At 65.1% G+C, this 18,907-nt stretch carries 17 protein-coding genes; 9 read left to right on the top strand and 8 right to left on the bottom strand.

Annotated elements, in window-relative coordinates:
* Positions 1-59: 59 nt before the first annotated feature.
* From ACZ7EG_RS16870 to ACZ7EG_RS16890, 5 genes are all read left to right on the top strand, one after another.
* A complete protein-coding gene (locus tag ACZ7EG_RS16870) occupies positions 60-338 on the top strand; it encodes a hypothetical protein (protein ID WP_471078840.1) in 279 nt (92 codons plus the stop codon).
* Between the two features lie 589 nt (positions 339-927).
* On the top strand, positions 928-1,224 hold the full coding sequence (locus tag ACZ7EG_RS16875) for a hypothetical protein (RefSeq protein ID WP_471078477.1): 297 nt from the start codon (positions 928-930) through the stop codon (positions 1,222-1,224).
* Positions 1,225-2,669: 1,445 nt separating this feature from the next.
* On the top strand, positions 2,670-3,764 hold the full coding sequence (locus tag ACZ7EG_RS16880; RefSeq protein ID WP_471078480.1) for a hypothetical protein: 1,095 nt from the start codon (positions 2,670-2,672) through the stop codon (positions 3,762-3,764).
* Between the two features lie 625 nt (positions 3,765-4,389).
* Complete coding sequence (locus tag ACZ7EG_RS16885) at positions 4,390-4,575, top strand: hypothetical protein (RefSeq protein ID WP_471078483.1); 186 nt, start codon at positions 4,390-4,392, stop codon at positions 4,573-4,575.
* Between the two features lie 44 nt (positions 4,576-4,619).
* Positions 4,620-5,015 carry a DUF5958 family protein gene (locus ACZ7EG_RS16890; protein WP_471078486.1) on the top strand — a complete coding sequence of 132 codons (396 nt, stop codon included), beginning with the start codon at positions 4,620-4,622 and terminating at the stop codon, positions 5,013-5,015.
* A 177-nt stretch (positions 5,016-5,192) separates the two neighbouring features.
* Here the strand turns inward: ACZ7EG_RS16890 and ACZ7EG_RS16895 are convergent, their stop codons facing one another.
* Positions 5,193-6,704 (bottom strand): restriction endonuclease, encoded by a 1,512-nt coding sequence (locus ACZ7EG_RS16895; RefSeq protein ID WP_471078488.1) that lies wholly within the window; start codon positions 6,702-6,704, stop codon positions 5,193-5,195.
* Between the two features lie 713 nt (positions 6,705-7,417).
* Between ACZ7EG_RS16895 and ACZ7EG_RS16900 the strand changes: the two genes are divergently transcribed.
* The 3 genes from ACZ7EG_RS16900 (at position 7,418) to ACZ7EG_RS16910 (ending at position 11,013) form a co-directional block, all read left to right on the top strand.
* A complete protein-coding gene (locus tag ACZ7EG_RS16900) occupies positions 7,418-8,278 on the top strand; it encodes a hypothetical protein (RefSeq protein ID WP_471078490.1) in 861 nt (286 codons plus the stop codon).
* Between the two features lie 413 nt (positions 8,279-8,691).
* Positions 8,692-10,407 carry an AIPR family protein gene (locus ACZ7EG_RS16905; RefSeq protein ID WP_471078493.1) on the top strand — a complete coding sequence of 572 codons (1,716 nt, stop codon included), beginning with the start codon at positions 8,692-8,694 and terminating at the stop codon, positions 10,405-10,407.
* A gap of 432 nt (positions 10,408-10,839) precedes the next feature.
* Complete coding sequence (locus ACZ7EG_RS16910) at positions 10,840-11,013, top strand: hypothetical protein (protein ID WP_179878972.1); 174 nt, start codon at positions 10,840-10,842, stop codon at positions 11,011-11,013.
* A 244-nt stretch (positions 11,014-11,257) separates the two neighbouring features.
* On the opposite strand, the gene ACZ7EG_RS16915 is transcribed toward ACZ7EG_RS16910, so the two are convergent.
* From ACZ7EG_RS16915 to ACZ7EG_RS16925, 3 genes are all read right to left on the bottom strand, one after another.
* Positions 11,258-12,457 carry an IS110 family RNA-guided transposase gene (locus tag ACZ7EG_RS16915; protein ID WP_471078496.1) on the bottom strand — a complete coding sequence of 400 codons (1,200 nt, stop codon included), beginning with the start codon at positions 12,455-12,457 and terminating at the stop codon, positions 11,258-11,260.
* 516 nt (positions 12,458-12,973) lie between these two features.
* Positions 12,974-13,309 carry a hypothetical protein gene (locus tag ACZ7EG_RS16920; protein ID WP_471078499.1) on the bottom strand — a complete coding sequence of 112 codons (336 nt, stop codon included), beginning with the start codon at positions 13,307-13,309 and terminating at the stop codon, positions 12,974-12,976.
* An 806-nt stretch (positions 13,310-14,115) separates the two neighbouring features.
* Complete coding sequence (locus ACZ7EG_RS16925) at positions 14,116-14,877, bottom strand: phosphoglyceromutase (protein WP_362041045.1); 762 nt, start codon at positions 14,875-14,877, stop codon at positions 14,116-14,118.
* Between the two features lie 169 nt (positions 14,878-15,046).
* On the opposite strand from ACZ7EG_RS16925, the gene ACZ7EG_RS16930 reads away from it, so the two are divergent.
* Positions 15,047-16,315, top strand: a complete 1,269-nt coding sequence (locus ACZ7EG_RS16930; protein WP_471078504.1) for an MDR family MFS transporter — start codon at positions 15,047-15,049, stop codon at positions 16,313-16,315.
* Between the two features lie 593 nt (positions 16,316-16,908).
* On the opposite strand, the gene ACZ7EG_RS16935 is transcribed toward ACZ7EG_RS16930, so the two are convergent.
* The 4 genes from ACZ7EG_RS16935 to ACZ7EG_RS16950 all read right to left on the bottom strand — a co-directional run bounded on the left by ACZ7EG_RS16935 (position 16,909) and on the right by ACZ7EG_RS16950 (position 18,875).
* Positions 16,909-17,244: a DUF6233 domain-containing protein gene (locus tag ACZ7EG_RS16935; RefSeq protein ID WP_471078507.1), complete on the bottom strand. Its 336-nt coding sequence runs from the start codon at positions 17,242-17,244 to the stop codon at positions 16,909-16,911.
* A 117-nt stretch (positions 17,245-17,361) separates the two neighbouring features.
* A complete protein-coding gene (locus ACZ7EG_RS16940; RefSeq protein ID WP_471078510.1) occupies positions 17,362-17,511 on the bottom strand; it encodes a hypothetical protein in 150 nt (49 codons plus the stop codon).
* A 102-nt stretch (positions 17,512-17,613) separates the two neighbouring features.
* Entirely contained in the window at positions 17,614-18,333 is a 720-nt protein-coding gene (locus tag ACZ7EG_RS16945; protein WP_471078513.1) for a YqeB family protein, read from the bottom strand.
* 116 nt (positions 18,334-18,449) lie between these two features.
* Positions 18,450-18,875 carry a DUF2000 family protein gene (locus ACZ7EG_RS16950; RefSeq protein ID WP_471078516.1) on the bottom strand — a complete coding sequence of 142 codons (426 nt, stop codon included), beginning with the start codon at positions 18,873-18,875 and terminating at the stop codon, positions 18,450-18,452.
* Positions 18,876-18,907 lie beyond the last annotated feature (32 nt).

Genomic DNA, 18,907 nt, shown 5'->3' on the forward strand with positions numbered 1-18,907 from the left:
AGCTCTAATCTAGTTAACTAGCTTCACTCAAAGTGATCGCCGGTGACGGAGGCTGCCCTGTGCCCGCTTCGGGAGTTCGCGCGGCAGCCATCGCTGCCCGACTGTCCGACCTCGGGCTTCCCGCGCGCGTGGAGGAACACGACTGGCACACGTCGGTCGAGGCGGAGGTACCGGACTCACTCACCGCCGACTTATGGCGGGAGGTCCTAGAGGCGGTGGCTGAAGCCGATCGATTCGGGCTCCTCGCCACCAGCCTGAACGACCGCACCCTCTGGGCGGTCGTACACAAAGCGGTCCCCACGACGGGCGATGTCGGGGGACCGAGCCATCAGCGATAGGAGCTGACCAGCGTGCTCAACCGTATCCGCCGTGTCGCCTCGCTCACCAGAGCACGGTACTTCCCCAAGGGCAGGCACCGCCGCCCCTTACGGCCGTCTCGGTCGACACTTGCTCCCGCTTCCGCTGCATCCGCTGACGAGTCGACGGTCGTCCTGGACCAGGCTCTCGACAGAGCGGGTCACTGGCAGCCACTCCGGGGTGAGGACGCCGCTCTTGTCCGTCCGTACGTACTGGCGCATGAAGAACGCGCACGGCGCCCTAGGGTCGTCCTCGCTCCCTATCTTCCGGCCGACGCCAGGTCGACCCTCCTGGGGGTGCAGTGATGCCATCACGGCGACAACCTCTTGGCCCGGACGCCTCGGCCACCTCGTACCGCTCGACTGCGTGCCAGATCGGCACGCACCACGCCTGCGCGGAGTCGTCGCCACAATCGGCGCCGGTCGACCTTCCCTTGATTTACGAGGCTTGCGCCTGCCTGTGCCACGCGGCACCCGGCCGGCCTCAGCCCAGAGGTGACGCGGTGAGCGGCTCGGCATCGAGTGGCACGCTGACGCTCAACGCCGAAATTACCGAGAGGGGCACACGGGGATGACGGCACATGACGAACTGAGACTTCTCCCGTGGGCAGGGCCGGACGGCAAACCGTGCTACTTGAGCACCGACGACCACGGCGGCTACGTCTCTCGCCTTGCGGACCACATCGAGGCCTTCCAACTCGGCATGGCGTCTCAACTGCTGGAGCACTCGGGTCAGATACTCGACGACGAGACCGAGGACCCGGAGGAGCTGAACCTTCTCGCTGCCCAACTGACCAGCGCATTGCGAGACGTGCTGCGTGTAGCGACCAGCCGCGGACGCAGGCGGGTTGCGCCTGGACACCCTTGAGGGTCTGAGCGACAGCGGTGTGCAGTGCGGCAGGGAGCCTCGGCAATGGTCCGGGGCTCCCTGTTCTCGTCCGGCGTGCACCTGGCACGCCGGCGGTGGGCGGGCCGGGCCTGGTGACCACCGCTTTAGGAATTCGATCCCGGCCTGCTCCGGCAGCTGCCGGGACTGGTGCGACAGCCGGCCAGGTCTTCTGCTGTTGCCTTCATCCGGCGCCGTTGATGTCAGCCATAGATGTCAGGAGCCCTCCGCTTGGCCCGGTGTTGAAGGTGGTCGGACTGGGTATCCCAGTGCTGTCGCGGGTGATGGGTCGGGTCCGAACTCACCGCGTCGCACTAAGCCCAGGTAGGCCGGTATAGGTCATCCCAAAACGCTACGAAGCCGGATTCGGACAGGTGAGCCGTAGGTGGCGGGACAACTTCTCCCTGAGGAGCTGTCCATGTCTACCTGGCTCTGGGTTGTTCCCGTTGCTGGGATCCTCGTCCGCTCTCTTCTGGTGACGTTCATCGCTGTGCTTGCCGTCCTCTTGTCTGACGAGAAGCGTGCTCAGCGAGCCGAACGAGTCCTGCGCGTTCTCTTGCAGCGGCGACGTACCTAGCAAGGTACCCGCCGTCATTTTGCGGCATCGGGCGACCGGTGCCTAGAAGATGCGGGCATGGCGTCCACGCACCGCGCCGAGTTGCTCAAGCGATGGATTGTTACCGCCTCGTCGGCGAAGACAAGCTAGCGCGCACGCTCGCCGAAGGAATATTGAGGACGTGAGGATCGCGGCGCGGGTGTCCCCGACGGTGTGGTCGGAGACCGGCCCGTCCAGCAGGTGCCAGGCGCCGGAAGCGGCTTGGAACTGAAGGGCGTACTCGGCTTCGTCGACGTCCCGGCCGGTGACGTGCAGGATGGCCGTCGGCCTGCCCTCGCGCCCGCTTCAGTACGAGGGTGGCGTCAGCGGCGCCCGCGATGCTTTGGTGCCGGAGACTTCTGTCAGGGGTGTCACGGCTTCACGCACCTTCAGCGGCGATATGTGGGTGATTATATGGTCAACTTTCATGTTGCTCGGTGGGCTCCGAGCGGGAGCGGATCTAAGCGGGTGCAGGCCGAAGAGGTACGCGGGCAGCATCGTCCGCGAGAAGCCCAAGGCAGAGGCGGCGAAAACTGCCGCCAACTAGCTAGATTCCGAGGATCGGCAGCGCCTGGAAGGGCGGCACGGCCGGGCCCAAGTCCGTAACCGTTGCCACACACTTCAGGAGGCGACAGATACCATCTGCGGCTACGGTGGAAAACGGCGCAACAGCATGCCCATCCTCTGCGGCGAGGACTCCCCTCTTGGGTCGAGCACAAATAGGAACCGCTGTCGGCGAACCCACATAAGGCCCCGGCAGGACAGGTTGTGCGCGGGACGTGCCTAATGCGTGGCCGGGACTACTCAAGGATCCACCGAGGAGGTTAGAGAGATGTCAACGCCAATACTCAAGCGTGCGTTTGTCGACTGGACGTCCGCCGACCCTGTTCAAGATCGCGCCGGTGGGATCCTGGGTGATGTTGCTGTCTCGATTGAGGGGCCTCTGGGCAACTCCTTCATCAGCAACGAATACGATGGCTACGGATGGTCGGCATTCGACCCCAAGCTTCCCTTCAGTGACGCGGTGGAAGTACGTGGCAGCACTCCCGGAAGTGAATTCATAGTCACATTCGATCCCCCGGTGCGAGAACCCATCTTCGATGTTGCATCGCTCGCCTCCACCATGAAGTTCACGAACCTCCCACCGGGTGCCAGGGCGGAAGAGGTCAGCGGCGACGCCAACTTCGAAGTGTCCGCGTCCGGTGACACGGTCAAGGGGCAGGCACGTGAGGCCGCAGTGAACTCCGAAGGCATCCTAGTCACGGACTCCAACGGCACAATCCGCCTAACCGGAAACCACGAGTACGGCTCGGTCAGGTTCACCCTGACTCCAAACTTCACGGCCTCTGTGCCCGACGGCGTCCTTCTCCAAATCGGCGGGTTGATTCGCCGGCCTGCGTTCGTCGACTGGACGTCCTCCGACCCCGTTCAAGATCGTGCCGCTGGGGTCCTGGGTGATGTTGCTGTCTCCATTGAGGGGCCTCTGGGCAACTCCTTCATCAGCAACGAATACGATGGCTACGGATGGTCGGCATTCGACCCCAAGCTTTCCTTCAGCGACGCGGTGGAAGTACGCAGCGCTCCCGGCAGGGAGTTCGAGGTCAAGTTCAAGCCCAAGGTGCGGAATCCCATCTTCCATGTTGCATCGCTCGCCTCCACCATGAAGTTCACGAACCTCCCACCGGGTGCCAGGGCGGAAGAGGTCAGTGGCGACGCCAACTTCGAAGTGTCCGCGTCCGGTGACACGGTCAAGGGGCAGGCACGTGAGGCCGCAGTGAACTCCGAAGGCATCCTAGTCACGGACTCCAACGGCACAATCCGCCTAACCGGAAACCACGAGTACGGCTCGGTCAGGTTCACCCTGACTCCAAACTTCACGGCCTCTGTGCCCGACGGCGTCCTTCTCCAAATCGGAATCGGTGAGTGAGCGAGGTATCCGAGGACATCACCGCCCTCACCGATGACGAACTCGCCGGGAGCGCTACAGCGAACGTAGGCGGACGAGTGGCCCCCTTATCCGATGAACCCCCGGGTTGTGTCCGCTGTGGGGACGTCACCGTGGATCGTGTCGGATGAGCTGTGGGATCACCTGGAGTCGCTGCGTGGTCGACTCCTCCCACGGCTATGGCACTGGCGATGATGGTCTCCACACCACCCCAAGCTGATCACGTATCGCCGACCGGGCGCAGTACCTGCTCTGTTCTCACGCCAACACGATTTCCAACTGTGGTGGTGGCTCCACAGGCATAGGACGGGGCCGTTCACCTGCGTTCATGGGCGGTCGGCCGTGGAAGCGGCTACCGCCTTCGGACCCGTCTGAACGGCCGCGAACGGCGCTAAATGAGACGGAAACTGAGACGGACGACGGGGCCGGGCTCGCTAGCATCTTCGCTGTTGGAGGGGGAATCATGGCGCTGGTCCGCAAGGGATCACGACGGATCGTCGTCGACGGCACGGCCTACCGCTGGCGGCTGCGAGGCCGGCCGACGTACTTCCAGGGCTTGGCCTAGTCGCCGTGCACGTTCGCGGTCGAGCATGCGGACACCCCAGGGATGACGCTCGTGGTCACCACCGACCAGCCGCATCCGAGTAACTGGATCGGGCGAGCGGCTGAGCCGGTACGGCCGTCCGGTGTCGCCATGGCGGTACGGCTCGCCCTGCGTGAGGGTTGGACTCCGACGGCTCCGGGCCCCGTGTTCCATCTCGACCAGTCCATCGGCTTCACGCCTTCGCTCTGAACAGCCAGGGAATCGTCGACGTCCGTATCTCGGGGAGGTGGCCGGTGTTGAACGCGCACGAGGTGGTCCTGAATGAACTCGCGCGGGGGCTCAGACCGATGGCCCAAGGTGTCGAGTGGTTCGAGGGCCTCTCGGAGGACGACCGGCGCAAGGCCTTGCACGCACTGGTGCTGTTCTGCGGGCAGGCCCGCGCCTGCGAAGACGATGTACAGGAGAGCATTGCGCGTTCCGGCATTCGTCCCACTCACACGCCGGCGGTGATGCTCACGAAGTGGCGCTTCGGGATGGCAGGGCTTCCGGCCTACGAACTCACAAAGTCCTTCCGCCTGCTGGTTGCCCTCTTCAGCATCGCGGACACCCGCAGGCGGGCGCTGCATTGCGCCGATGGGTGCGGTCACGAGTGGCACAACCTGCCGGATCGGCTGAGGGATACAACCTAAAGTGACTTCTTGCCCTGGGTGTTGTCGGGGATCTTGGTGAGCTGGGTTTTTGCTGGTCAGGGGCGGTGGGATCGTGCGTCTGGTGGTCGTCGTTGGTCGTCATCGGCCACTGTCGAGCGGCCTCGGACGGCCCAGGGACGGCCCAGTTCCTCGGTCTGACTGGGCGGGCCGCCGACCTCAGCGCGAGGGGCGCCTCTTCGGGGGGACTGGGCCCGGGATCACGTCCTTGCCAAGGTGTTCCTTGATCAGGTACTTGAGTTCCGGCCCTTCGATGAGCTGGAGCCGGCCATGTTGGCGGGCAAAGTCGTGACTGGCCCTGCCGAACCAGGATGTGGTGATCAGGACCCCCTTGGCGGCACGCTTGTGCTCGACCACTCCGGCGAGCGCCTGGACGGACTCAACACCCACGAGCTTGCTGTAGCGCTTCGCCTGAATGATGCACTCACCGTTGAAGACCGGGTCCTTGCTGACGGCCACCGCGTCAACGCCCTCGTCTTTGGACGCCTGGGTGTTCCAGGCCTCCATGCCGATCGCCTCAAACAGTTGGCGAATCAGGTGCTCGAACTCGGTGGGCGTCAGCTTCACCAGCACGGGCCTGCTGTCCAGGCCGGCGACTACATCCATGCTGTCCATGAGCCGGTACTTCGATAGGTCGAACTCGACGATGGGGCGGATCGGTTCGAGATCGTACGGGTTGGGCGATACCAGGGCGTTTAGTCCCCTGAGGCACTGCGCTGGATCAACCTGGCTGAGACGGAGCTTCCCGAACTGCTCCCTGCTGGCGCTGAGCGTCACCAGACAGGGTGAGACCTCCTGACCGGTGGCCCGGTCGACGGTTCTCACATGGCCGTTCAGGATCACGCCATTGACGATCCGGTCCGGATCGCTCGTCAGGACCTCGTGGACTGTCCTCAGAGCGACTTGCGCCAGGACGGTGGCATAGATCTCCTTGCGTTCCTTCTCCGGACGAGGCAGCACGGTCATCTCGTCTCGGTTCTTCACGTACCGGTAGCCCCGCGCGGTCGGAACGATCGCCTCAGGAGGGAGATGGATCTCAACGAGTACGTCACCGGTGGCAGGGCGAAAGGCGATTCGATGCTCGTGCGAGAAGCCCACTGGATACACCGATGCGTCCAGAACAGCCCCTAGATGAGCCTCGACCGCCGCGGGCTCCCCGGCCCTGTACGCCTCGCGCTCCTCATCCAACTTCGCGTTGAAGATCGCCACCTCGTCAAGGGCTTGCGCTTCGGCCTCGCGGTGCTCGGCACGCTTCCGCTCCAGCGTTGCCAGCCGCTTCTCTTCGGCCCGCCTGTGGCGATCCTGTGCCTCGCCGAACCGCACACGCGCCTCGGCAACCTCAGCTTCATAGCGCTTCCTGCCAAGACCCAGCACAGCAGCCAGCCCACCAGGCTCGGGTGGTGCGAACTCCTCCCAGCGCGGTGAAGGCTCCGGTCGAGACCATGGACGCTCGTCTAACGCTCTTGGCGTATGAGTCCTCCGCCGGCGCTCAAAGGTCGTTGGCGGATCGCCAACCAACGCGTTACGGAGCAACTGCCCAAGCTGCTCGACCTCATGCTCGACCCCGATCGTGCGAACCCGCGCCTGCTCGGCCTGCTGCTCCTGATACGCGGCCTTCCGCTCGCGTTCCTGCCGCTTGCTGGCCGTCTCGGCGGCCTTGCGTTCCCGCACCGCTTGTCGCGCCCGTTGCTCTTGGGCACGTCGTAAGGCTTGCTGCTGCCGCTGATAGTCGTTGCCTCGGCCGCTGCCCCGTTGCGCCACCTGATTGCCCCTCCCCTGGCCCTACTCCGCCACAGGGCTGCATTCCCCTTCAACATCGCAAAATCACGCCTCGCGGGGACGTCACCTCAGCCTGACCGCACGGTGCACCGTTGGCTCAAGTCGTCTGTACCTCAACCATGGCGATCAGCCACGACGGCGGGTTTGTCGACCGATCGTGTGCCTCGCTGCACCCCTACTGTCCTCAGCCACGCTTTCTACGGGTCTCGACCAGAGGAAGCTAGGGCCCGGCCCTCGAGCACGCTGCCTGCGCCATGAGCTTCGAAATCTTGGGTGGTGCCCCCTGGTTCACTACTTCTCTGACCTGTGGTGGAGGGGTGCTCTAGCCTCGGGAGATCCGTCGACTGGCCCCTGCCGTTCCCCGAGGGTTCCCACAGGTTCTGGCACACAAGTGGCACGTGGTCGAAGCAGCATGGCTGGAGACTGGGCATTGGGCTTTTCTGTGCCCCAGGCTGCGACCGTGAGCCAAGGGAGTGGGTACGTCGCCCGATCGCGCATGCGTCTGCCGGAATCGATGCCCCCGACGACGTCCAGTCGTACTCTCCGGCAGCGCGATTCTGATAATCGACGGCAGGAACGACTTCGACTCCTTTAAAATAACCTCTATGGCCAGCGGAGTTGAGCGACATGAAGAGGTCTTGGCGCGACTGTATGTACGCGAAGTGGCGGATGTTCCGGTTATCCTCCACGACACCCCAGACCTCACCGGCGTCCACGATTACGATCTGTTCCGAGACGGACAAGTAGAGGCGCTTGAAGTCTCCATATGGGCAGACAAGGAGCAGATGGAAGCTGAGGTGTTGCAGCGGGATCTCTATCGGCGCGGTACTAAGTTCCCTAGCTTGCACAGGCATTGGGAGGTGCAAGTTCTCCCCAGCGCTAGATTGAAACAGTTGGGTGGGAAATTGATTCCTCACCTGCAATCACTGGAGAATCATGGCATCAATTTCTTGGATTGCAACAACGCCTCAATGGCTGCTGACCCCAACGTCAGCAATATGGTGACGCCTCTCCGGCGTCTTGGAGTTTTACATGTACGCTCCTTTGTTCGCGATGGTCATGTCGGCATGGTTAATATCATCCCCGGGGCTAGCAGGGCCGTTTCCTTCATTGCTGATGACGCGCTGTCAATGATAGAAACCCACGTAACGAGCAGTTACACCTCCGATATTCTGCAGAAGTTGCGGCGTAGCGGGCGCACGCGACTTCACGTATTCCTTTGGGCGGACAGGGCCGGATGCCCTACGCCATACTGGAATCTGGGTAATTCATTCCAGAGCCTCCCCACTAGAGAACCTGACTTCCCCAGCATGCTTACAGATCTATGGTGCGTGGGAGCATCCGGCGGATGGTTGTGGGAAAAGAGGCGAGGCTGGCGGACGGTGCCAGCGCCCTACACGGCGTTGAGTGCTATTTCGGAGGAGGAGTCGAGCCTCTTGAGGAGCCTGCATGCCCAGAGACGGTAAAGCTTTTTAGTAGACGGCACCGGACGCAAGTGCGCCTGCCATCTTGAGCAGCGGCGGGCGAACCCGGGTCGGTCAGTGAAAGTTATAGCGGTCGTGCCGAAGCCTGAAGTCTCCAAGACCGCTCCAGGAGAGGCGACTGCTGTCGTCATGCACTTCAGTGCTGTACGCCGTGCATGCCTCTGCACGGCGCTGCCCAGCCGCGCAAGATCGCTTGCACGTTCGGCTCACCTGGCCGGCGAAGATGCACGAGCTGTCTTGCAGCCCGTGCATCTTGGCCACTTGTGGACCAAACTGCGGGTTGCCTACCCAAGTTGCAGCTATCATCCCTAACATCGTCGGAGCTGGCGCGTGCTGGATCTTCTAGCACGCGATGCGCACTCGGGAGAACGTCGTCTAGTGGTTAGGAGTGTGGAATGAACCCCCTCATCAAGGGACTGTTTAAAAAGTTTCGCGAGGAGGAGGAGCTTCTGGAAATCAGTGATGCTGACGCTTTTGAACTCTTTGCTGCAAGTCTCATTCTTCCCGAGGACCTTATCACTCAAGTTCAAAAATCTGACTTGCTTCTCGACCAGGGTGCGATCGGTGTTGATGTCATCGCCCTTGACGTGAATGGGCAGCTAGCTTGGGATGCTGACGACGTTAGGGAGATCTGCGAAAACGCTGCAAAAGTCGAGGTGAACCTACACTTCATTCAGGCAAAGCAATCGGCCTCTGTATCCAGTCCGGATATTCTCAACTTCGGCGACACCGCTCGGAAGTTCCTTCAGGGGGAAGGTTTTTCAGCGCACCCTCGCATGGACGCCTTGGCGAAAGCTCTTAGTTCTGCATTCGAGAATTATGCGAGTCGCCTGAAGGGGTCTCCTTCCGTCTATTTGTACTTCACTACTACGGCACCGAAGCAGGCCATTTGGGCTGACCCTGTTCAAGAAAGGATTGCAACTGCGAGGGAGCACCTTGAGAATCTCGGTTTTCTTGGTCAGGTATCCGTCACAGTTCTCGGCGCTGACGACATCCATGACGCATGGGTAAGGAAAAACCATGCAAACGAAGTGGAGATCCAGTTCGAGAAGCAAGTGAACCTGCCGAAGATGCCCGGCGTTGATCAGGCGATCCTAGGTGTAGTTTCTGTGGCGGAGTTGCTCAAGTTGATCGAAACTGGAGGTGCAAAGACGCTCGATGAGCGCGTTTTTTATGACAATGTGCGAGGCTTCAAGGGGGAAGATAATTCGGTCAATAAGCAGATTATGGATACCCTTGATTCCCCCGAAAGGAACCTTCTGCCGGTTCTAAATAACGGCGTAACCGTAGTTGCGGCATCATACTCGCCTAAGCCGGGAGATGCGGTGGCGGTATCTGGGTACCAGATCGTGAATGGCTGCCAGACCAGTCACTGCCTCTACCTGTCCAAGAAGTCGCTCGGGGAGGCAATCTCTGAGGTCTACGTACCGATTCGGCTGGTCGTGACTGGAGACGAAGAGGTCGCGACGCAGATCATTCGCGCAACGAACTCTCAGACTGCTGTCCAAGAGAATGATCTGGTGGCACTCAGCAAGTTTCAGAAGCGGCTGGAGGACTTCTACAAGCTCGATACGCCGGATATCAAGCTGACGTACGAGCGCCGTTCAGGCCAGTTTTACAACAAAGAAGTTACCAAAAATCGGATTGTTACTATCAGTGATCAAATGCGCGCGGTTTCCGCCATGTTCCTAGACGCCCCGCATGTTGCTGCCCGATATGCGAGCAGGCTGTACGACGACATCGGCGCTGCGATCTTTCGCGAGGATCACAAGCTCCTTCCCTATATGGCTAGCGCATTCGCTGCCTATCGGCTAGAAAATGCTTTCAGGTCGGGCGGACTTGAGGCTGCTTATAAGCCCGCTCGATACCACATTCTCATGGCGCTGAAGTATCATGTACTGGGAGGGCAATCGGCTTCCCTTGAGAAGAACAAGTCCGAGGAGCAGAGTGAGCAGATCATTACTGCCTTGAAGCAGCATGATCTGATCTCGACATTTCGAGAACTGGCTCAGTCTGTCATCGCGACTGGTGGTGGGCAGATGCCCTCGCGGGACCGCCTTAAGCGGCAGCAATTCACTCAAGACCTGGTCACCCAGCTGATGAAGCACTGAACGGGTTAAACCTGCCGCAGGCAACTAAGGTCGGCGGAGCGGCTTTGGGCAGGAGTTTCAATGACTGAGTCAAGCCACGGGGACTGATCGGGAGGCCGTGGACACGATCAGGGCCAGGCGGCGGATCATCCTCTGACCTGGCCCTGAGTCGCATGGTTCGCCGACGCTCCCCGTTGTTCCCCGCCGCAAGCCATCTCACCAGGCACGTCAGGGGCCAGGGTCGCCGAACCCCTGGCAGGGCCCCGGTCCCTCAGTTCGCCTACGAGGAGTTCCGCTCTGTCTGGCTGATCAGCACACCAGCAGCGCATCGTCGAACGTGATCAGCCTGGTCCGGCATTGGCGAACCTGAGATCATGCCGCGTGCACTGGTATGGACGACCTGTCCATCTCCGTAGTGCTGTCCACCGCAGACACTTCTGAGGAGAGGCTCTCGTGAAGAAGAACAGCATGACCACTGGCTTACCTCTCGTCATCGGCACCGTGATTGCCGCTGGCGTCCTCGTTCAGGACAACTACGGCGGCGCCGTCTTCGCCGTCGTGGCTGGTGCCGGCGCCTCGCTTGTCCTGCACCGCAGGTCTAGCCGCAACCAGGGGCGCGCTGAGTAGCCACGAGCCGGGCAGCGCGAAGCCCAGGACAAAGCCACGAGGTCGGTGGAGTTTCAAATGACCGAGTCGAGGCCGTGGGCGCTCGCCAGTAGTGCGGGTGGCCCCTGGTCTCGGACATCGTTTGTGCCTCAGCCGACGAAAGCCAGCCAGGATGGCGGGCACGTCGACCGGTCAGGCGCGCGTGTGTCTCGCTGCACCCCCACCGGCCTCAACCACGCTGCCATGTGTGGGACGTCGAGTTGATTCAAGCGGTCTGCGTGGGCGGGGCGGGGGTGAAGGATCGATTGTCGCGCAGGAGAGCCCACATCACGCTGGTGCGGCGTCGTGCGAGGGCGATGACGGCCTGGACGTGTTTGCAGCCTTCGCCGCGTTTCTTGAGGTAGTAGTCCCGGTTCGGGCCGTCGCGGACGATGCTGGTCTGCGCGGAGAGGTAGAAGACTCTGCGCAGGCGGCGGCTGTAGCGCTTGGGGCGGTGCAGGTTGCCGGTGCGGCGGCCGGAATCGCGTGGGACGGGGACGAGTCCGGCGGCTGACGCGAGGTGGCCGGCGTCGGTGTAGGAGGTCAGGTCTCCTGCGGCGACGACGAATTCGGCTCCGAGGATGGGCCCCATACCGGGCAGGGACTCGATGATCTCGGCCTGTGGGTGAGTGCGGAAGGTGTCGCGGATCTGCCGGTCGAGTCGTCGCAGTCGGTCGTCCAGGTCCAGGATCTGTGTGGCCAGGTCGGCGACGATCTGTGCGGCGGTGTCCTCGCCGGGCAGTGCGGTCTGCTGGGCCTGGGCCGCTTCCAAGGCCGCGGTGGCCACGCTCTCCGGGTCGCGGACTCCTCGATTGGTCAGCCAGGCGGTCAGGCGGGCCAAGCCGCGTCGGCGGAGGGCGGCCGGGGTCTGGTATCCGGTCAGCAGCACCAGTGCGCCTTTGCGGGCCGAGTAGTCGAAGGCTCGCTCCAGGGCGGGGAACATGCCGGTGAGCACATCGCGGAGCCGGTTGACCGTCCGCACCCGGTCAGTGATCAGGTCGGTGCGGTGCGCGGTGAGGAGTGCGAGGTCGGCGGCCAGCTGCGCGGGCACGTCGAGCAGGGTGAAGTCCCGGCGGTGCCGGGCGGTTTCGGCGATGACATAGGCCTCGCGGGCATCGGTTTTGGCCTCACCCCGGTAGGCGCCGGTCATGCGGTTGACGGTGCGGCCGGGCACGTAGACAGCCCTTTGGCCATGGGCTGCCAGCAGCGCCAGCAGCAGGGCTGAGGACCTGCTGGAGATGTCTACCGCCCAGTGCACCTCGTCGGCCAGGTCCAAGATCTCGCCGAGCGCGGTCAGGATCGCCGACTCGTCGTTTTCGATCTTCTTCGACCACAGGGTCGCGCCGGTCTCGTCGACCACTGCGGCCCAGTGATGGCCCTTGCCCGCGTCGATACCAACCCATATCCGGGCCCGCTGTTTGTTCACGCGTCCCTCCCGCAGCCGAGTTCGTTCCGTCGGCCCGAAGGACACCCCGTCGTCAGCTCCGTAAACAGCGACCCATTCCGCGCATTTCAATCAGCGACCAGGGCGCCCCGAAGGACCGGACGGCCACTCCAGCCGAGCCACGGTCGGCAAGCTGCTTTGAAGCCACATCCGGCCCTCCCGGGCCACCGAACAACTTACGGAGCTGCTTTGGCGCGAGTGATCATGGCCCCGTAAGCTTCCGGCGCGTCGGGCAGTCTGTGGACCTGCCCGCTAAGGCACGACGTTGGGGCCATGATCTTCGAGGCTCGCGCCAAAGTGGCTGCCTAAAGCCGTGGAGCCGACCGCCCCAGCCACGACGTACCCCTCTCTGGCATCAGGTGGCTGCATGCTGTGTGCGCGGCACGGGCGCCGGCCGGGCTGGAGCGGGGCGGAGACAGGAGCGCAGGTCCGGCCGGGGGCCGGGCCGCGCGCCGGGAGCGGAGCGAGCCGCCTTGAACCAGTAGAGAAGGTTGTAACTCAGTTTGTGGTGCGGGGCGTGAAGTCGTATGCGCAGGCTGGGAGATCGGCGCCCTGGCGGTGGGCCAGCGGTAGGAAGACCACGGGTCGGATCGTCCATGTGGTGCGGGTGCTGGCGTGGGTCAGAGAGACTGTGCAGGGTTCCATGCGTAATAGGGCTCGTCGTGTGTCGATGCGGCCGTCGTAGAGCCAGGCCCAGGCCTCGTCGGAGGCGTCTGGGTCGAGTGCTGGTGAGATGGTGCGCAGGGCGACTGCTACCCATCTGTCAGCCTGTGGTGCCGAGCCATTCGGACCCCGGCCTGACACTCCGGGTATACGCCCATTTGATGCCAACAAGCCGAGAACGGACTCGCAGGTCCGTGGCCAGGCTGTACGGACGTTCGACGCCAACCCCGTAGGCACCCGACTACGGCCAGCAAAAGTAAAGGCTAGGCAAAACCGTCCCGCCTCCAGAGAAGCCTCTTTTGATGCTGCCAGTCACGACGGCCTGCCACGCAATTACAGCAGGCCAAAGCAACCAGCAACGCTGCGCAAGACGGCCCTAGAAACCACGGTGAAGCTGCGCCCATTGTGCTCGTCGAGTGTCAACGACCCTCTGAGCAGTGCGTTTTGCTGTCCTAGCACGGAAAAGGGAGGGACCGCCCCGGGGGTGCGGGGCGGCCCCAACTCCGTGCACGCGCAAGATCCACTGACGACAACGGAGGTGTCCATAGTGGCAGCCCCTTCACCCCCCGCGCCGGGGGACCGCGATCTCTTCGGGCTTCGCTTCCGGCTCCCGACGGCGACGCAGTCGGCACTCGCCGGTATCGCCTGTACGCAAACGGCATACATGACAGGACTTGTCGACGGCCGGCTTGTGGGCTTGGTGCTCACGGTGGCCACGGTCATCGCACTCATCAAGCAGTGCGTTGTCCTGGTCCGGTGACCTAGTAGCCGGGTGGCCGGGGCGTAGCTCGTCTACACCCCGGCCGGGATCACAGTCCCCGGGGCGCTGCTCATCGCCCTCGATATCCGCATCCGCCGTTGGCCACCGACGCACTTGACGGCCCGATCAACGACTGACGGCCCAGAGACGGCCCCTGCAGAGCAAAAAGCCCCCTACCAGCGGACAACCCGCAGGCAGGGGGCTTCTTCAGCGCTGCTTACTTCTTCTTGCCCTGGTTCTTGACCGCCTCGATCGCCGCTGCCGCCGCCTCGGGGTCGAGGTACGTGCCGCCCGGGTTCAGGGGCTTGAAGTCGGCGTCGAGCTCGTAGGAGAGCGGGATGCCCGTGGGGATGTTGAGGCCCGCGATGTCCGCGTCGGAGATGCCGTCGAGGTGCTTGACCAGGGCGCGGAGCGAGTTGCCGTGGGCCGCGACCAGGACCGTGCGGCCGGTCAGCAGATCGGGAACGATCGCGTCGAACCAGTACGGCAGCATGCGGACGACAACGTCCTTCAGGCACTCCGTGCGCGGGCGCAGCTCCGGCGGGAGGGTCGCGTAGCGCGCGTCGGAGAACTGGGAGTACTCGGCGTCGACGTCCAGCGGCGGGGGCGGGGTGTCGTAGGACCGGCGCCACAGCATGAACTGCTCCTCGCCGAACTCGGCGAGCGTCTGCGCCTTGTCCTTGCCCTGCAGGGCGCCGTAGTGGCGCTCGTTCAGGCGCCACGAGCGGTGGACCGGGATCCAGTGACGGTCCGCGGCCTCCAGGGCCAGCTGGGCCGTGCGGATCGCGCGCTTCTGGAGGGACGTGTGGACCACGTCGGGGAGGAGGTCGGCGTCCTTCAGGAGCTCGCCACCGCGGACTGCCTCCTTCTCGCCCTTCTCGTTGAGGTTCACGTCCACCCAGCCGGTGAACAGGTTCTTCGCGTTCCACTCGCTCTCGCCGTGGCGGAGGAGGATCAGCTTGTACGGTGCGTCGGCCATGCCTCAGAGCGTAATCCACGCTTTCGCCCGTTCGCGTGGCTGCCCGACAGGCGGACGTTTGACGGGATCTGTTAATTGAGTGGCCACCGTCAGCCCCCCGCTTGTAATTTGCGCATACCGCCAGCGCCGCTTACACGCGCCATCCACGCCTGTTACCTCCGGGGGACCCATGCCGTACGCCCTGCGTGCCCGACGCGCCGTCCGGGAGACGGTCTCCGGTCTCCCCCGCGCGTTCTGGTGGCTGTGGGCCAGTACGCTCGTCAACCGCCTCGGCGGCTTCGTCGCCACGTTCATGGCGCTGTACCTGACCCTCGACCGCGGCTACTCCGCCACGTACGCCGGTCTGGTCGCCGCCCTGCACGGGCTCGGCGGGGTGGTCTCCTCGCTGGGCGGCGGGGTGATGACCGACCGGCTGGGCCGGCGGCCCACCCTGCTGATCGCACAGTCCTCGACCGCCGTGTCCGTCGCGCTGCTGGGCTTCGTGCGCGACCCGGTCGCGATCGCCGGTGTCGCCTTCCTCGTCGGCATGGCCAGCAACGCCTCGCGGCCCGCCGTGCAGGCGATGATGGCCGACATCGTCCGGCCCGAGGACCGTATCCGTGCCTTCTCCCTCAACTACTGGGCCATCAACCTCGGCTTCGCCGTCTCCTCCATGGCCGCCGGATTCATCGCCGAGGTCAGCTACCGCGCCGGATTTTTGATCGAGGCGGGGATGACGCTGGTCTGCGCGATCCTCGTCTTCCTGCGGCTGCCGGAGTCCAGGCCGGCCGAGCGGGTGGTGGCGGCGGGCGCCCGGGAGGACTCCGTGAGCCTGCGCACCGTGCTGCGCGACGGGCGGTTCATGAGTGTCGTCGGACTGTCCTTCCTCGTCGCGCTGATCTTCCAGCAGGGGGCGGTGGGGCTGCCTGTGGCCATGGGCGAGGCCGGCTTCTCCCCGGCCGAGTACGGCATGGCCATCGCCGTCAACGGCGTGATGATCGTCGTCCTCCAGATCCCGGTCACCCGCTTCATCGAACACCGTGATCCGCGCCGGCTGCTGATCGTCTCGTCCGTCCTCGCGGGGTACGGCTTCGCCCTCACCGCCTTCGCGGGATCCCTGGGCGTCATCGCCCTCACGGTGTGCGTGTGGACCCTGGCGGAGATCGTCAACGCGCCGACGCAGACCAGTCTCGTCGTACGGCTGTCCCCGGTGCACGGGCGCGGGCGCTACCAAGGCATGTACACGATGTCCTGGTCGGTGGCCGCCCTCGTCGCCCCGCTGCTGTCCGGGTTCGTCATCGACCGGTTCGGGGCGGCGTGGCTGTGGGGGCTGTGCGCGGTGGTGGGGACGGTGGCCGGGGTGGGGTACGGCGTGTTGATGCGGCGTGTGCCGGGCGAGGAGAAGGTGGCCGAGCCGTCGGTGGGAGTGCGGCCGCAGCCCGAGGTCGGGGCGGGGTGAGGCGGGACCCGCCGTCGGTGGCGGTGACCGTCCCGGCAGCAAGCCGCGTCCTGGTGTGACCGCCGGGACCCGCCGTCGGTGGCGGTGACCGTCCCGGCAGGAAGCCGCGTCCTGGTGTGACCGCCGGGACCCGCCGTCGGTGCCGTGGCCGTCCCGGCGGGAAGCCGCGTCCGGTGTGACCGTGTCGGCGAGGCGCGCGACGTCGGGCCCCTCCGGCGAGACGTACCGGCATGAGGATCCAGGGCTGCGCGGCCGGCGCTGGCAGGTCTCTTCCTGGCGATCGACGAAGCCCGGCCGTCGGTTGGGTCCCGGACGACATCTCCGGGCCGCCCCCGGACAGGCCGGGGATACAAACCATTCCCTACAGAGCTGGAACCCCCGGAAGCCGGCCGCGCACGGGAGACCATAACGCCGGGCACTGACATTGATGCTGATACTCGGGTTCCGGTGGTCGTGACCCGGGCACTGACTGACGCCCTGCTGGGCTGTCTTCGCGGGGCCCGGGCGTCGGCGCTCCGCCTCCGGCAGCGGCCGTCCAAGACGCTCCCTCCCCGGACGACCGTCCGGAACACCTTCCTCCGAAACCGGCCGCACTAGCCGTCCACGAACCCGAGTTCCGTGTCCGGCCGGCACTGCGGGCAGGCCTTGACCCCGTCGGCGAGGGCGCGCCGGGCATGGTCGCGGTCGACGCCCTTGCTGCGCCGGCCCGCGTTCCAGCAGCCGCCGACATGGACGTACACGGCGTCCTGTCCGGACAGGCCGTGCTCGATCAGCCAGTCCGGCACGGGGGGCCGGGCCAGGAGACCCCGCCGGTGTTCGGTCTGGCGGCGTTCCTCGTCCGCGATCCACCGGCGGGTGCGTGCCAGGTCGCGCTCCTGCACGCGCTCCAGGAAGCGGAGCAGCGCGAGCCGCGACTCTGGGTCGTTCATGCGTTCGATTCTAGGAGCAGGATGCTTCCGCGGCACAGCAGGGTGCTTCCGCGGCGCCCCTCACCCATCTCCAGCCCCCACACCATCTCCAGCCCCCGCACCCCTTCGGGTCCTCCCTCAGGTCGTCGGGCGGCGGCTCAGCCAGACGTACGCGGCCATGGCCAACGAACCGCGTGCCATGAAGTCGGCCCAGACGGGGAGGAGCCGGGCGGGGTGGTCCGTGCCCAGGACCGCCCAGGTCAGCGCCGACGTGAGGACGCCCGTCACCGCCCCCGGCGTCGGCCATGCAGAAGCTACCCCCGCCTGCACGCCCTGAGCCCGGCGCGTGGCTGGGCAAGCCGCAGCGGGGTCAACCCCTGTCTTCACTCCTCACGCCCCGGACGCACCGCCGCCGCTCCTCCTCACGACCCGGACGTACTGCCGCCGGTCCTCGTCCCGCACGACCACCCCCAGCCGCAGCAGTTCCCCGCGCAACTCCCGGGCGTCCTCGGCGCCGCCCTCCTCCGTGCGGGCCTGCGCGCGGGCCCGCAACAGGGCGTCCGCGCCTGTGGGCAGGCCGGGAGTGCCGGGGACCCAGCGGCGGAACTCGGCGCGGTGCGGGTCCTCCTCCGCCCACGACCAGCCGTGTGCGGTGAGGGCGTCCGCGAGGCGCCGCCAGTTCAGGCCGCAGTGCTCCCGCGCCAGTTCGAGGCTGTCCGGGCCGAGCAGGACGAGCTGCTTGCCGTCCCGGAAGAACACGGAGATCTCGTCGCGGGTGAACTCCTGGACGTCGTCCCGGACGGCCAGGGTCACGTGGGTGTCGCGGACGCGGACGGACAGCGACTCGTGCGCCGCCGTGAAGCCGAGCAGCAGGCCGCCGAGCACGCCCACCGCGGTCGTAGCGAGAGTGAGGACGGGTTCCGGGACCGAGGTCAGCAGTTCGGCCGGACCTTCGAGGGGGGCCCACGGCAGGGCGAGCAGCAGGCGGGCGAGAAGCGGGAGCAGCGCGCCGGCCACGGCACCGCAGGCGACGCAGAAGAGCACGACGGCCCAGGCCGATTCGGCGAGTTCCGTCGCCCTGCCCGGCTGCGGGCGGGAGCTCTTCCGCATGGGAACGTTTCTGGCTTCCTCCATACGGCCAGTCTCCTGAGCGGCCGTGCGCCCTGTCGTCAGCCGTTGGTCTACGCCCCCGCGACTTTGGTCGCCCGCCGGCCCGCCTCCCCGGCTCACGGGTGCATCCGCGCCCCCTTCACCACCTTGTCCACCGCGTTCTTCGGGCCGTAAACCGCGAGCCCCACGAGGTCCAGTTGCGCGGTCGGCACGGCCCGCACGGCGGCGCGGTTGTCGCGGTCGTTGCCCGTGGCGAAGAGGTCGGAGGTGAAGATCGCGCGGGGCAGGGCGCGGGAGAGGACACGGGTGTGGGCGGTGGTCAGGGTTTCCTTCGTGGCCTCGAAGACCATGACCGGCTGGCGGAACATGGGGAGGTAGGGCACGCCGTCCGCGTCCTCGTACGGGTCGCCGATCACCTCGGGAATCTGCGCTCCCAGGCCGCTGACCAGGAACGATGTCACATTGAGGCGCTGCCAGGGCTCCAGGTCCGCGCGCAGCAGTACGGCGATCTTCGTGTCGAAGCGGATCGGTTCGGTGTTCATGGTCCGAGCGTGCCCGCCGGCCCCCGCCGGGG

It is taken from the genome of Streptomyces sp. NPDC037100 (assembly GCF_055606225.1).

Bases quoted from the DNA above. Each gene is read 5' to 3' on its own strand.
- ACZ7EG_RS16875 (WP_471078477.1), top strand. From the start codon at position 928: ATGACGGCACATGACGAACTGAGACTTCTCCCGTGGGCAGGGCCGGAC.
- ACZ7EG_RS16880 (WP_471078480.1), top strand. From the start codon at position 2,670: ATGTCAACGCCAATACTCAAGCGTGCGTTTGTCGACTGGACGTCCGCC.
- ACZ7EG_RS16885 (WP_471078483.1), top strand. From the start codon at position 4,390: ATGACGCTCGTGGTCACCACCGACCAGCCGCATCCGAGTAACTGGATC.
- ACZ7EG_RS16900 (WP_471078490.1), top strand. From the start codon at position 7,418: ATGGCCAGCGGAGTTGAGCGACATGAAGAGGTCTTGGCGCGACTGTAT.
- ACZ7EG_RS16905 (WP_471078493.1), top strand. From the start codon at position 8,692: ATGAACCCCCTCATCAAGGGACTGTTTAAAAAGTTTCGCGAGGAGGAG.
- ACZ7EG_RS16925 (WP_362041045.1), bottom strand. From the start codon at position 14,877: ATGGCCGACGCACCGTACAAGCTGATCCTCCTCCGCCACGGCGAGAGC.
- ACZ7EG_RS16930 (WP_471078504.1), top strand. From the start codon at position 15,047: ATGCCGTACGCCCTGCGTGCCCGACGCGCCGTCCGGGAGACGGTCTCC.
- ACZ7EG_RS16935 (WP_471078507.1), bottom strand. From the start codon at position 17,244: ATGAACGACCCAGAGTCGCGGCTCGCGCTGCTCCGCTTCCTGGAGCGC.
- ACZ7EG_RS16945 (WP_471078513.1), bottom strand. From the start codon at position 18,333: ATGCGGAAGAGCTCCCGCCCGCAGCCGGGCAGGGCGACGGAACTCGCC.
- ACZ7EG_RS16950 (WP_471078516.1), bottom strand. From the start codon at position 18,875: ATGAACACCGAACCGATCCGCTTCGACACGAAGATCGCCGTACTGCTG.